15 protein-coding genes and 1 pseudogene are annotated in these 11,676 nt (G+C 67.1%); 4 read left to right on the top strand and 12 right to left on the bottom strand.

All coding sequences use genetic code 11. The features are described 5' to 3' along the window. Window positions 1-255 precede the first annotated feature (255 nt). On the bottom strand, window positions 256-432 hold the full coding sequence (locus H0B43_RS32860; protein ID WP_185724132.1) for a hypothetical protein: 177 nt from the start codon (window positions 430-432) through the stop codon (window positions 256-258). Between the two features lie 1,146 nt (window positions 433-1,578). Between H0B43_RS32860 and H0B43_RS32855 the strand changes: the two genes are divergently transcribed. After that, window positions 1,579-2,295 (top strand): SDR family NAD(P)-dependent oxidoreductase, encoded by a 717-nt coding sequence (locus H0B43_RS32855; protein ID WP_312033633.1) that lies wholly within the window; start codon window positions 1,579-1,581, stop codon window positions 2,293-2,295. Here the strand turns inward: H0B43_RS32855 and H0B43_RS32850 are convergent. The 4 genes from H0B43_RS32850 to phoU all read right to left on the bottom strand — a co-directional run bounded on the left by H0B43_RS32850 (window position 2,234) and on the right by phoU (window position 4,611). Next, window positions 2,234-2,761: a hypothetical protein gene (locus H0B43_RS32850; RefSeq protein WP_185724134.1), complete on the bottom strand. Its 528-nt coding sequence runs from the start codon at window positions 2,759-2,761 to the stop codon at window positions 2,234-2,236. The genes H0B43_RS32855 and H0B43_RS32850 overlap by 62 nt on opposite strands. Window positions 2,762-2,817: 56 nt before the next feature. Continuing rightward, on the bottom strand, window positions 2,818-2,988 hold the full coding sequence (locus H0B43_RS32845; RefSeq protein ID WP_185724135.1) for a hypothetical protein: 171 nt from the start codon (window positions 2,986-2,988) through the stop codon (window positions 2,818-2,820). A gap of 414 nt (window positions 2,989-3,402) precedes the next feature. Then, window positions 3,403-3,693, bottom strand: coding sequence for a muconolactone Delta-isomerase family protein (locus H0B43_RS32840; RefSeq protein ID WP_185724136.1), 291 nt, complete (start codon window positions 3,691-3,693; stop codon window positions 3,403-3,405). 270 nt (window positions 3,694-3,963) lie between these two features. Then, window positions 3,964-4,611, bottom strand: a complete 648-nt coding sequence (gene phoU / locus H0B43_RS32835) for a phosphate signaling complex protein PhoU (protein ID WP_185724137.1) — start codon at window positions 4,609-4,611, stop codon at window positions 3,964-3,966. A gap of 188 nt (window positions 4,612-4,799) precedes the next feature. Between phoU and H0B43_RS43285 the strand changes: the two genes are divergently transcribed. Further along, on the top strand, window positions 4,800-4,964 hold the full coding sequence (locus H0B43_RS43285) for a hypothetical protein (protein WP_397517431.1): 165 nt from the start codon (window positions 4,800-4,802) through the stop codon (window positions 4,962-4,964). A gap of 95 nt (window positions 4,965-5,059) precedes the next feature. On the opposite strand, the gene H0B43_RS32825 is transcribed toward H0B43_RS43285, so the two are convergent. Beyond that, window positions 5,060-5,449, bottom strand: a complete 390-nt coding sequence (locus H0B43_RS32825) for a three-helix bundle dimerization domain-containing protein (RefSeq protein WP_185724138.1) — start codon at window positions 5,447-5,449, stop codon at window positions 5,060-5,062. Between the two features lie 150 nt (window positions 5,450-5,599). Here H0B43_RS32825 and H0B43_RS41900 point away from each other — a divergent pair. Further along, window positions 5,600-5,922 (top strand): annotated as a pseudogene (locus tag H0B43_RS41900) (hypothetical protein); the annotation flags it as partial. A 43-nt stretch (window positions 5,923-5,965) separates the two neighbouring features. On the opposite strand, the gene H0B43_RS32815 reads toward H0B43_RS41900, so the two are convergent. Beyond that, window positions 5,966-6,721: an SDR family oxidoreductase gene (locus H0B43_RS32815; protein WP_185724140.1), complete on the bottom strand. Its 756-nt coding sequence runs from the start codon at window positions 6,719-6,721 to the stop codon at window positions 5,966-5,968. 603 nt (window positions 6,722-7,324) lie between these two features. On the opposite strand from H0B43_RS32815, the gene H0B43_RS32810 reads away from it, so the two are divergent. After that, window positions 7,325-7,693 carry a hypothetical protein gene (locus H0B43_RS32810; RefSeq protein ID WP_185724141.1) on the top strand — a complete coding sequence of 123 codons (369 nt, stop codon included), beginning with the start codon at window positions 7,325-7,327 and terminating at the stop codon, window positions 7,691-7,693. Window positions 7,694-7,783: 90 nt separating this feature from the next. Here H0B43_RS32810 and H0B43_RS32805 read toward each other — a convergent pair whose 3' ends face one another. The 5 genes from H0B43_RS32805 to H0B43_RS32785 form a co-directional block, all read right to left on the bottom strand. Beyond that, a complete protein-coding gene (locus tag H0B43_RS32805) occupies window positions 7,784-8,503 on the bottom strand; it encodes a hypothetical protein (protein WP_185724142.1) in 720 nt (239 codons plus the stop codon). 283 nt (window positions 8,504-8,786) lie between these two features. Next, window positions 8,787-9,014, bottom strand: coding sequence for a gas vesicle protein GvpG (locus H0B43_RS32800; RefSeq protein ID WP_185724143.1), 228 nt, complete (start codon window positions 9,012-9,014; stop codon window positions 8,787-8,789). A 9-nt stretch (window positions 9,015-9,023) separates the two neighbouring features. Then, entirely contained in the window at window positions 9,024-9,794 is a 771-nt protein-coding gene (locus tag H0B43_RS32795) for a GvpL/GvpF family gas vesicle protein (RefSeq protein ID WP_185724144.1), read from the bottom strand. Next, a complete protein-coding gene (gvpJ, locus tag H0B43_RS32790) occupies window positions 9,794-10,177 on the bottom strand; it encodes a gas vesicle protein GvpJ (protein ID WP_185724145.1) in 384 nt (127 codons plus the stop codon). The genes H0B43_RS32795 and gvpJ overlap by 1 nt, the downstream gene beginning before the upstream one ends. Next, complete coding sequence (locus H0B43_RS32785; RefSeq protein ID WP_185950090.1) at window positions 10,174-11,673, bottom strand: SRPBCC family protein; 1,500 nt, start codon at window positions 11,671-11,673, stop codon at window positions 10,174-10,176. The genes gvpJ and H0B43_RS32785 overlap by 4 nt, the downstream gene beginning before the upstream one ends. Between the last annotated feature and the right edge of the window lie 3 nt (window positions 11,674-11,676).

The following is an 11,676-nucleotide window of genomic DNA, read 5'->3' as shown; positions in this document are numbered from 1 at the left end:
GAATCGCCCCCTGCCAGACATAACGCTTTGAGGGCGCGTCGCGTCTCGAGATCCGCCGAAAGTCCTCTTCACACGATTCACCAGCTACCAAGTCGCTCAGCTACACCCAAACATATTGTAAAACAACAACTGTCACAAACATCCTAAAAGGGTGGAACAGACCCGAACACCGCCCGCCAGCACCCACCCACCACAGTCGCCAGGCCCACCCCAGCCCGCCCACATCACAACCCCGCAAAATGACAGAACACCACGTCACAGCCCCGTCACACACCAAGGGCCCGCACCCAGCGTGCGGGAGCGGCCCTGGTCCTCCGGGAGCGTGTACCAGGCATCGAGGAACGCGAACCACAGCCGATCCGTCACCGTCACCGAGGTCAGGCGCCGCAGCGTCTCGGTGAACTCGTCGGCGGTCTCCTCTGCCAGGCTCACCGGCTGCCGCCCGTCAGACCGTACGACGACGCGACGTGGGACTTCACGTCAGTTGGGTCGGCTAGCCGAGTGGCGGCGCCCGTGACCGCGACACCCCATTCGCGTGGTGCAACGCCCGCATACCTCGCCGCGGCCGCCGACGTATGCGGTATCGGAGGGGGGCGGGGCGGCGCAGGAAGCAAACCGTCGGGGACCAACCCGTCAGGGACGCCGGGAATCGGCAACGCCTCTGAGACCACGGGGCGGGCAACGTCGAGGTACTGTGCATCGCAACAGCCACACCACCGCCGAGCAGCCCCAGCAACACCGCCGAACGATTCGCTCGCGCATACATGCGCCGAGACTGAACCCGCCGCCGGACGGACCCCACACCACGTACTGAACGATGCCATGAACACAATCCGAACAGCGGGCCCCGCACCACGACCCGCGACACCGCCACCGACTGGCGCTTGTCGTTCCCGCCGGGGTGTGACGCATTCGTGCCTCCGACCCCGACGAAACCCTTGTGGTGCCACCGCGTGCGTGGTCATCTATTTCGCGTCTCCCCGGGTGAGCGGTTTCGCACTCGATAACCGGGGGACGTTCCCTGGCACCGGGGAGCACGGGCTCCGTCAGTCTGATCACGATTCGCGTCGCCGGTCTGGCGGGGCTTGTCAGCCGCACGACACCCAGGGTTTCGCTCCTCACCGAGTGAGCATCGAAGGACGGATGAAGGATGGCGTTCAGGTACCGGGCTGTGAGTCTCGCATGCGGCCTGCTGGTTGTCTCCGCCGCCGGAGTCTTCTCCTGCATGGCTGAGGATTCTCTCGGCGGTGCCGTGTTCTACTCCGTTACGCTCATTCCGTCAGGCGACCTACTGCTGCGGCGACTGCGCGACGCACACCACACACGACAGCGGGTGACAGGTGCCGAACCATAAGCCGAGGCGGCGACAGCGATCCTGTGCCGGGAGCGAAGCACTGACGCATTTCGCCCCACCATCGGGGGGGCGCTCTTCAGATGCCGATTGGGGCGAAAGGGGTGGTCGATCCTGCTGAACTCGGACGGCAATCGCCTCGTCTGGCCGGGCGCGGCGGAGCGTTCATCAACCAATCGGCTGATGCGAGTTCACGGACCGGGTTGCACCGCAGGCGGGCCCATAAAGTGGCGTGTCCTGCGTCACAGTGTCCGAATTCTCCTGCCCGACCCCACCCCACCACCCATCGAAAGCGACGGCATGCACGATCTAGCCCCCCAGGACACCGCCACCCCCGCGCCGACGACCGGCAAGCTGACCGGGGGGTCGCCTTCGTCAGCGGCGGAACCCGCGGCATCGGCGGCGCGATCGCCCGCAGCCTCGCACACCAGGGCGCCACCGTCGCCGTCGGCTACAGCCGAAACCCTGCCGCCGCCGACCAGTTCGCCGCCGACCTCAGCCGGACCTGCCGACAGTTCGGCGCCTCGGCCTCAGCGCACCAGGGCAACGTCGGCTCGGCCGCCGACTGCCGGCGCACCATCGCCGAAGTCGTCGACACCCACGGGCGACTGGACATCCTGATCAACAACGCCGGCATCACCATCGACAAAACAGTCACCGAACTCACCGACGACGACTGGTCCACCGTCCTCGCGGTCAATCTCTCCGGCGCCTTCTTCCTCTCCCAGGCCGCACTCGCCCACATGCTCGACCGCGGAACCGGACGCATTGTCAACGTCTCCTCGGTCGTCGGCGAAACCGGCAACATCGGCCAAGCCAACTACGCCGCTTCCAAATCCGGACTCTTCGGGCTCACCAAGACTCTCGCGAAAGAAGCCGCATTCACACTCGCCAAGTCCTGTTGTCCGTCGGCCGACCGTAGCCCTTGCTCTCGAGGTGATTGACCGGCACCGTCAACGACTCTCCCGCCAGGGCGCTGTCGCCGGGGAAGGCGAAGGTGTACTTGGGGCAGTCGCGGCTGAAGATCGGGCGTCCCGTCGGTGCGAGGTCGTCGACATGTGAGCTGATCCCCCGCAGTGGATACGCCGCCTTCGACAAAACTCCGACGTCGATGCCCCTGTCGTCGTTTCCGTCGATCACCATCACGTGCGGGAATATCGGGTTCCGGCCCGGGTCGACGATTGCGGCCTCGGTGAAGCGTTCGAGGGCGATCCGGTCCTCGGCCTCGATCACGGCGGTGACGTCGGCGTTCACCTCACGCAATACCTGCGCCGTGTGCGTCATCGCGAGTGCGTCGATGCGTTCTGTGGTCAGGTCAACCCAGCCGACCCAGTCGCCGCGACCATCCGCGACGATCGTGGTGACCCCCTTCGAGCGTCTGACCAGACGGCCGCGGACCTGCCGCAGCACCGCGTAGGCGGCGGTGTCGGATCGGTCGAGATCCAGCGCGACCAGCAGATCGAGGATCAGCTTCTTGTCACCGTCGGTGTAGTGTCCTGGGCGATCAGCGCCCCGAGGTGGGCATGGGCGTCGAGGATCTCCCGGCCCACATCCTCCGGGGCGCTGCCCATCGCGCGGGGGCGGGAGAAGAGATTCTCGACGTTGAACGAGGCAATGCGCAAGGTGGTGGACGACACGCTGACCCCCAGGTGGTGCTGGCGGTCGGAGAGGGCCGGTCGAACAGATCTATCACCCCAGAGCCTATCGGCTAACACGCCCCACGGTAACGTGGCAGTCCCATCGGAAACATGTTGGCTCACTGTGTTATTCGTGTGACATCACCGGCACGGCTCGATGAAGATCTCACCGGATGACACGTGTCCGACGACGCTAGTGTGCGCATGCTTTCCCTCACTGCGGAGTGCCGCCCCTGCAGGGCGGCACGTGCGTCCACCCCAGCCCGAGTTGGATCTGGTCGCTGGTCTCACGCCGGGGCGGGACCCGGGCGAGCGCCGCCATCTCCGCGCTCACCGACTATCCGGGCCGCTCGGTCTGAATGACGACCCTTGTGTCTGTCCGCCGCCGGCCTGTGCCGCCGAGCCGGGGCACTCCTAGACGCCCGGGTCACTCGGATGCGGTGACAAGGGTGTCACCGTGTCGTGCCGCCACACCCGCAGCGGCATCGATGCAAGCACCTGTTCCAACTGCTCCGCGTCGTCGGCGCGGAATAGGCCCCACGTGCGCCATTCACCGGCGGCAAGCGGCGGCCGCCAGAGCCGCAGCAGGCTTCCCTGCGCCACCAATTCCTGCGCCCGTACCGCCTCCCGGGCCCGGATCTCGGCGACGGCCGCGTCGGGGGTGCCCTTGGGAACAGTGGTCACCATGTCGACCAGGAACTCCATCGGTTCTTCTCCACCACAGTCATCTCATGCCATGCCGGACATCGGCAACACTAGCGCCACTCCCGCCCTGCCGTCGGGCACTTCACTGACATCTCGGCACCCGCACCCCATCCGCTGCACCGCATCGATCCGGCGACGATCCGGGTACCCGAGCACCCGGTCAGCGATGTTCGACGGCGATCGCGCGGAGAAAGGTCCGAAAAGTTTGGGGCGATGCAGTTTCGTATTCCCGGCCTACCTGATAGGTGTAGTTCTCGACCGTCACCGACCTCATTGGTCGGGAAATTCTCCGGTGACCACGAAGATGACGCGGCGACCGATCTCGACGGTGTGATCACAGAAGCGTTCGTAGAACCGACCCAGCAACGTGATGTTCACCGCCGATGCGGCCCCATGAAGCCAGTCGTCGCTCTTTGTGGCGGCGAACAGCTTGCGGAGCAGCTCGTCGGTCCGTTCGTCCGCCCAGATCAGGTCCAACGCGGCCACCTCGTTGCGGGTGCTCAGGATTTCTCGGGCGGCCGCGGCCTGCGCCGTGGCCGCGGCGCCCATGTCCGCGATGATGCCCCGCAGCTCGTGGGGAACGACCGGCTCGGGATGGTGCAACCGCGCCACCTCGGCGATGTGCGCAGCCAGAGAACCCATCCGTTGCAGATCCGCAATGTTGTGCATACCACCGATCAAGGCCCGTAGATCCAGTGCCACCGGTTGCTGGCGCGCGATCAGAGTGAGCGCACGATGATCGAGCTCTCGGGCACGGATATCGATGTTCGCACTCAGCTCGGCGGCCCGGTCGGCGGCAGGCAGATCGGTGTCCAGCACGGCCCGGGATGCGCTATCGATCGCGGCCTCGGTCAGGGCACACAGCTCGACCAGGTTCGCCCTGATCTCTTCGAGCTGCTCGTCGAACTGTTCTCGCATCGTCCCCAGATTCCCTCTCGCGCTCGATAACTCAATCGACAACTCAGCTGCCCGAGACCCACGGCCCGGGTGGCAAGCCGTGACGTCGGACACCGGCACCCGGTGTCCCATGCAGATGCCTGGGTGCGCCGCAAGTGAACACCGTTGGCAGCCGGGCGGCGGGCCTCATCCATGGGAGAATGACAGCCGTGCCCGACCAGCCGAACATCAGCGCATCAGGCCGATTCACGGTCGGTTCTCAGGTCTGGTTCCGGGACGGTACCGGCGGCAACCACATCGCCCGGCTACCCGGCACCGTCGTCTCGGACCACGGCGACGAGGTCGCCGCCAACGCTCACCTGGGCCGCGACTAGGCGCCTGTTCGGCGGTGGGCCGTCGCGCTGGACGACGGTCGGCTCGTCTTCAGCGACGCAGCCGAACTCGAGAGTCGGTGATCCGGATCGGACGATCATGTCCGGCCCGAGGCGGGAAACACCGGCTCCGGCGCTGCCACGACGATCGCCATCCGGGTGTCCGGGTACCAGCCTCGCAACCAGCCCGACCACCACCGGCGGCGCGCGATCATCTCGGCCCCGATCATCTCGACGCCGGCCATCTCGGCGCCGGCCGTCGGCGCCGCCAACGGCACGACGGGATCGACGGGCACCAGGCCCTGAAGTTTCTCTCGGGCGAGGCGTTCGACGAGAAGGGGAACGAAGTCACGCACCTTGCCGTTCGCGAAGTGCGCGTGCGCGGAGCGCACCACCTGTTCGATGCTCTCCCGGGGAAGGTCCGGGAATCGCGCATCGAGGCGGTCGATGACTTGGTCGATGTGCAGAAGCTCTTCATCGGGTGTCATGCATAAATTCTTCGCCGAAGTCAGACGCGGGGTCAATGAGTGCAAAGACCCCGAAAGGTACTCAATGTCGTGCTCCTCGCATCCGTGCGAGGAGCGATCGTGTTGATCACCGGCCGCCGAACCGGCGGCATACATTCGGGCGGTGTCTGAGAACGACTGCCCTACGACTGGTCCGATCCCCGCCGCGTCGTCATGACTACCATCGACTCCGACGTGGTCGGAGGTCGCTCGGGCCACCTGGACACCCTCACCCCGATGCCCGATGCCCGATGCCCGATGGGACGACCGACATCGACGCCGTCGTCGTCCGCTGGGGCAAGAACCTCGAGGGACGAGTGCTCGGCGCGGCGCTCCGCACCGTCGGCACACGCGTGCTGGCCAAGGAGTTCGCCAAGCGGTGGCTGGGGACCATCACCCCACTGTTCGTGCCGTGCATTTCACCAGGCCGCGGACGTATCGACGCGAGTCTCTGATGTCGTCATGCTCCAGCTCGACGGCCACCGACGTCGTGTGTGGTCATACGAATTGCTGCCCGCCGTCGATGTCGTACGTCGCGCCGGTGAGTGCGGTGTTACTCATGATGTGGATCGCGAGCGCAGCAACGTCGGCGGGGCCGACGACGCGGCCGATCGGGAGCGTGGCCCGCAGCTCGGCTCGTCGATCCTCGAGTCGATCTCCGAGCAGCGACGCCGACAATGGGGTGTCGACGAAGCCAGCGGCGATGAGGTTCACGCGAACCGGCGCGAGCTCGAGCGCGAGGGCCGCGGTGAACGGAGGAAGCGCGGCAGTAGCGGCGGAGGCGATCCCCAGACCGTGACCGACGCGCCGACCGCCGGTGCCGCCCATGAACAGCAGCGTGCCCCCAGGCCTCATCTTGTTCGCCGCATTGCGCGCGACCTCGAGACCCAGGACCACGTGCCCGCTGAGCTCCCGGCGCACCTGGTCCGAGTCCATCTCGAGCAGGGGCCCGTAATGCGGGCCGCCGGCCGTCACCATCACATGGTCGATCGGTGACGACAGATCCTGAAAGAACCCCTGCAGGGAAGCGGTGTCGTTGGCGTCGAAGGCTGCGGCGCGTTGCGCGCCGAGTTCCCGCGCCGCCTGCTCGAGCCGGTCGGGATCGCGGCCGGTCAGGATGACATCGGCGCCCTCCGCCCGGGCGCGTCGTGCGGTCTCGAGCCCGATGCCGGCGGTGCCGCCGATCACGACCACGCTCTGCCCGAGCAGTTCCGGTTGCCGCGGCTTGGATACGGGACTGGTTCCGCTGGTCATGATCCCTCCGAAAGGTGGTGTCGTCGCCCGATGCCGGGTCGCCTCTCGTCCCGACATGCAATCGCCAGCCGGCGCCCCGCTATCCGATGCTTCTACAGCCACCGCAGCAAGGCAAGAAGCACTCCTCCCGTGCCAGCTGGGCGCACCCAGATCAAATACAGTCGCGGCCGTTGACGGGCGATCAGCGTCGTCCAGCCGATCCCAGGTAACGCCCGCAGGGTAGTTTCCAGGTCCCACACGGCCACCCGTCTTCGAGCGGTTCCGGTTCGTCGAACCAGGGGTCCCGAGACGGGCCCACCGCGGTCAGAAGGGCATTCAGCGCCTCCACCTGGTGACCAGGATCATGTGCGGGTCCGTCGGCATGCGGCCGCCGAGCAGCCGGAGCCAGGCTCTCTCGCAAACGGAGGAGTTGAAGGCCCCGAGTTTGAGGCGTGTAGTAGGAGTGGGCGTCGCTTCCCGGCGGCGCACCCGAAATGAGAATCGCTGAAGCGACCAGGATTCGCGCACGACCGAGCTTTGCCGGTTTGCCTATGGAGACGGCTTCGCCTGGGTGCGGACGTCGCCCCGTCTCTCGATCTCTTCGGCGCGACGGAAGGTACGACCGTGCTCACACAAGCGAAGAACAAGGACCCGAGGCGTCTTCTGGCGACGATTGTCACCATCGGAGCACTTGCTGCGGTTCCCATGGTTGCCGTGGCACCACCCGCGGCGGCCGCCCCGGTGTCGGGGATCGTGCAGGTCGATCGGAACTGGCAGCACCCCCACGGCGGGGACGACGAGGACCAGGACGAGCAGGACCGGCAGGACCAGAACGAACTCGGCCCCTTCGGTGGCCTGTTCGGTCAATCCAATCCGTTCGGCGACCTGCTCGGCGGTCTGTTCGGTGGATCGAATCCGTTCGGCGGATCGAACCCGTTCGGTGGCCAATTCGGTGGAACCAACCCGTTCGGCGGTCTGTTCGGCAGCAGCTGAGCCGGCCGGACAACGCCGCCGCCAACCGGGGGGCGCCCCGTCGCGGGGGACGCACCAGTCGGCGTCCGAGAATCCTCTCCGAGGTTCGAGTCAGCCCGGGTTCGACTGCCGTTCACCACTGCCCGTCGACGTGGTTGCGGTCTTCGCCGACTGTCGGGTCGCCGAGCGCGCGGATTTGGTCCGCCGCGGGCGTGCCCGCCCCCTCGATGACCGCCGCTGTCCTGCGGCCCCGTCCTCGTCCGCGGTCGGTGTGTCCTCGCCTCGTTCGCCCTCGGACGCTGTCGTGTCCCCGGACGACACGGATGCCGCCTTCCCTCGTCCTCGTCTCGCGCGCTTCCCGGGTGGGGTGGGCGAGACGGCCGCCGAGTGGTCGACCTGTCCGTCCTCGTCTTTTCCGGTGCCGGGTTCCTCGTCGGCGGTGGCGGTAGCGTCGACGTCCGGTCGGTGGGCGCGGTCGCGACGGCCGATCCGCGTCAGTCCGGCCAGCAGGTGCTCGCCGCGGGTCACGACGCTCGCCCCACCGGCCCGGAGGCGGTCCCGGAACGAATCGCTGTGCCCGCTGCCGGTCTCGGCCGCGGCGGCGGTCGCCGTGGCGTCGAGCAGTTCGCTGCGGGCCTGCTCGCCGAGCTTGGCGATCTCCGGGGAGGAAGCCAGCAACTCCGATCCCCGGACGAGCAACTCATGGGGTCCCCGAGGGGTTCGCCCGCCGGCTCGGGCGAGTGTCACGGCCGTCGTCAACTGGCGTGTGCGCCCCAGCAGGTATCCGGCGCCGACCGCTGCGGCCAGTTCATTTTTCGTTGTCGTTGTCATGATCGAACCCTCTTGCTGTCCCTGGCCGGCGCGTTCAGGATGGGCGCGCCGATGCGCGCGGGGCGTACTCGGCGACTACCCGGCGTTCGGGGCACCCAATCACCGGCGCACGTGCGGTGCGGTCGGCGCACTCACACCGCCCATGCTCGCGGTGACCCGGTGCGGCAACGGGGTGCGGCTCCCCCGCAGGTGTGGCCTCGACCGCAGGCATCTCCCAGGCTCGGCGCGCGGCGTGTAGCTGTCCCCCGAGCAGGCCTGCCGTCAATTCACTCACAGGAAGGGATCATCCACCGTCGGTCATCTGGTCGAGGATCGCCTGTTGTGCCTGCAGTTCCTCCTCCTCGGTGATCTCCCCCCGTTCCCGCGCCTCCTCGAGTTCCTCGAGTGCCCGGCGGGCGCGCGCCGGATCGTGCATCTCCTGCTCGACCTGCCGCTGGATCAACTCCGCCAACGAGATGACCCCCTTGACCGGCTGCAGCGGCAACGTGACGATGAACGAGAACAAGCCCATGCCTCAGCCCTACCCTTCCGGCTTCTGTGTCACCACGAAGTCGTACGCCGCCTGCGGTCCGAGCAGCTTTATCTCCACCCGGCCCTCCCAGTTCTCGGCGAGTTGCCCGACGACCTCTTCGAGCTCTTCCTGACGCTCGACGTCGGCGAGGACCGCCACCTGCACGGCCTCCTCCTCGTGCGTGGGCTCGCGCATATTGACGGACTCGACGAGGTCGTCGAGCGCCTCGACGGTGGTCTGGGTGTCCTGGTCGCGTTTGGCGGCGATCGCGTTGCTCACCAACTCCCCGAGCGCCATCCGCGCGTCGCGGCCGGCGTCCTCCGACTTGTCGCGGATCGCGTCCCTCAGTTGCGCGGCCTCCTCGCTCTCGTCGATGATCTCCCGCAGAATCGCCTTCTCCACGTACCGACCCTTGACGATGTACTGGGCCTTTCCCGCCAATTGGTCGAGTGCGGACGCGAACTCGTCCGCATGCGCCGACAGCAGTTCCTCCTTCACAGCGTCGGCGTCGCTGAGCACGGCACCGAACCGCAACGGCAGCACCGGCGCGACCCGGGCCGTCCCGTCCAGCAGGTCCGCATGCGCCCGCAAGTCCTCGGGCTTCCCGAGCGCCCGATCCACCGACAGTTCACTGACCAGGGCGGCGATCTCACCCTGGGTGACGAGGTCCACGGTGCCGTCCGCGACCCCGGTCGCCTCCTCGGCGATCTCGATGTCGGCCGGGACGATGCCGTAGACGTACACACCGGTCATCTGTTTCGTCTGCTCCGAGGTGGCCATCACCTGTCACCTCGAGTCGACTTGCGTGACACTCGTTCCCGTTCCGGTTGTTCCTCTTCTTCCCCGCCGCCCAGCAGGCCGCCGAGTTTCTCCCCCGCCGATTCGAGGGCGCCCTTCGTCTTGTGCTTGGCGGCCCCCTCGATCCCGCCCGAGACGATGTCGGACAGGCCCTTCGGCTCGCTACCGATCTCGAGCCGGTTCACCGCCTCCGCGAACCGGAGGTAGGTGTCGACACTCGCGACCACCACCCGGGCATCGATGGTCAGCAGTTCGATACCGACCAACGAGACCCGCACGTACGCGTCGATCACGAGGCCCTTGTCGAGGATGGTGTCGATGACGTCGGCGAGACTGCTCGAGCTGGGTCCACCCGCCGTAGTCATGTCGATGCTCCTCTCCTGCGCCGCGCAGGCGCCTTCTTCGCCGCGGTCCGGGTCGACTTTGCCCCGGTGCGGGTCGACTTTGCCCCGGTCCGGGTCGACTTTGCCCCGGTCCGGGTCGACTTTGCCCCGGTGCGGGTCGACTTCGCCGCGGTGCGGGTCGACTTCGCCGCGGTGCGGGTCGACTTCGCCGCGGTGCGGGTCGACTTCGCCGCGGCCTTACGGGGACGGCGTCGAGGTGGTTCGGGCTCCTCCTCCGCCTCGTCGGGTTCCTCGGCCTCGTCCTCAGGTTCCTCGACCGTTTCGCCCTCATCGGTTTCGTCGCCGGGTTCCTCGCCCGCGTCCTCCGGCTCTTCGCCCTCGTCCTCCGGCTCTTCGTCCTCGTCCTCCGGCTCTTCGTCCTCGTACTCGGCGTCCTCGTACTCGGCGGTGTCGTCGGTCTCGTCCTCAGGTTCCTCACCCTCGTCGGTCTCGTCCTCCTCCGGCTCCTCAGACTCGTCCGTTTCGGTGGGCTCGTCGTACTCGTCCTCGTCGCCCGCGTCCAGCTGCGCTTCGTCCTGCTCGTCCTCGTCGGGCTGCGCTTCGTCCTCGGCCGGTTCCTCGTCGTAGTCCTCGGACTCCTCGGGTTCGACTACCTTGCCGTCCCGGATCTCTCCGCGCCAGCCCTCGACCTCGTCGGGATGAAGGATCGACTGCGTCATGACGTGGCGTCCGAAGTGCTTCAACTCCAGGCGCGCGCGTCGCCCCTGCGCCCGCCACAGGTTCCCCGTCCTCTCGAACAACCCCTTCGGGTGATATTCGAGGATCAAAACGATGCGGGTGAGATCGGGGGTCACCTCGTGGAACGTCACCGCACCGTCGATGAAACCCTTGGCACCCTTCGACCGCCACACGATCCGCTCGTCGGGAACCTGCTCGAGAATCGACGCTTCCCAAGTTCGGTGCGAGAGGAATATCTGAGCCTTCCACTCGAGCTTCTCATCCGCCTCCTGCTCCACCCGCTCGACCTTCTTCATGAACGACGGGAAGTCGGCGAACTGGGTCCATTGGTTGTAGGCCAGCTGGACCGGCACCCCGACATCGATCGTTTCGACGATATTGGTGAGCTTGAGTTTCTTGCCCTTGCCACCGCCACCGCCGCCGGTGATCTTGTCCTTGAGGTCGGACGCCTTCTCCTTCACGGTGTCGGTCAGCCCGGAGAGGAACGACTTGCCGTCACCGTTGCCGTCCCCGTCCCCGTCCCCGTTCCCGTCGCCGTTGCCGTCGCCGTTGCCGGTGATCGCGGACAGCAGGCTTCCGCCGCCGCCCTCGGCGTAGTCGTTGAGCCGACCGGTGGCGCCCGCCACCTTGTCGGACACAGCGGAGACCGCCCTGTCGGTCACGGTGCCGAGCAGGCCCTGCGCCGCCTTCTGCAGCGGCGACACCGACGCCGCCTCACCGGACACCCCGGATACGTTCTTGCGCAGCTTCTTCGCCGCACTGTCGAGATTCGAAGTCATCAC

Source organism: Rhodococcus sp. 4CII (assembly GCF_014256275.1).
GTDB classification, from domain to species: domain Bacteria; phylum Actinomycetota; class Actinomycetes; order Mycobacteriales; family Mycobacteriaceae; genus Rhodococcus_F; species Rhodococcus_F wratislaviensis_A.
The sequence above is the reverse complement of the archived record's forward strand: the minus strand, read 5'-3'. Positions and strand labels throughout refer to the sequence as shown.

Bases quoted from the DNA above. Each gene is read 5' to 3' on its own strand.
- H0B43_RS32825 (WP_185724138.1), bottom strand. From the start codon at position 5,449: ATGACACCCGATGAAGAGCTTCTGCACATCGACCAAGTCATCGACCGC.
- phoU (WP_185724137.1), bottom strand. From the start codon at position 4,611: ATGCGAGAACAGTTCGACGAGCAGCTCGAAGAGATCAGGGCGAACCTG.
- H0B43_RS32840 (WP_185724136.1), bottom strand. From the start codon at position 3,693: ATGGAGTTCCTGGTCGACATGGTGACCACTGTTCCCAAGGGCACCCCC.
- H0B43_RS32815 (WP_185724140.1), bottom strand. From the start codon at position 6,721: ATGACCAGCGGAACCAGTCCCGTATCCAAGCCGCGGCAACCGGAACTG.
- H0B43_RS32800 (WP_185724143.1), bottom strand. From the start codon at position 9,014: ATGGGCTTGTTCTCGTTCATCGTCACGTTGCCGCTGCAGCCGGTCAAG.
- gvpJ (WP_185724145.1), bottom strand. From the start codon at position 10,177: ATGACTACGGCGGGTGGACCCAGCTCGAGCAGTCTCGCCGACGTCATC.
- H0B43_RS32805 (WP_185724142.1), bottom strand. From the start codon at position 8,503: ATGACAACGACAACGAAAAATGAACTGGCCGCAGCGGTCGGCGCCGGA.
- H0B43_RS32795 (WP_185724144.1), bottom strand. From the start codon at position 9,794: ATGGCCACCTCGGAGCAGACGAAACAGATGACCGGTGTGTACGTCTAC.
- H0B43_RS32785 (WP_185950090.1), bottom strand. From the start codon at position 11,673: ATGACTTCGAATCTCGACAGTGCGGCGAAGAAGCTGCGCAAGAACGTA.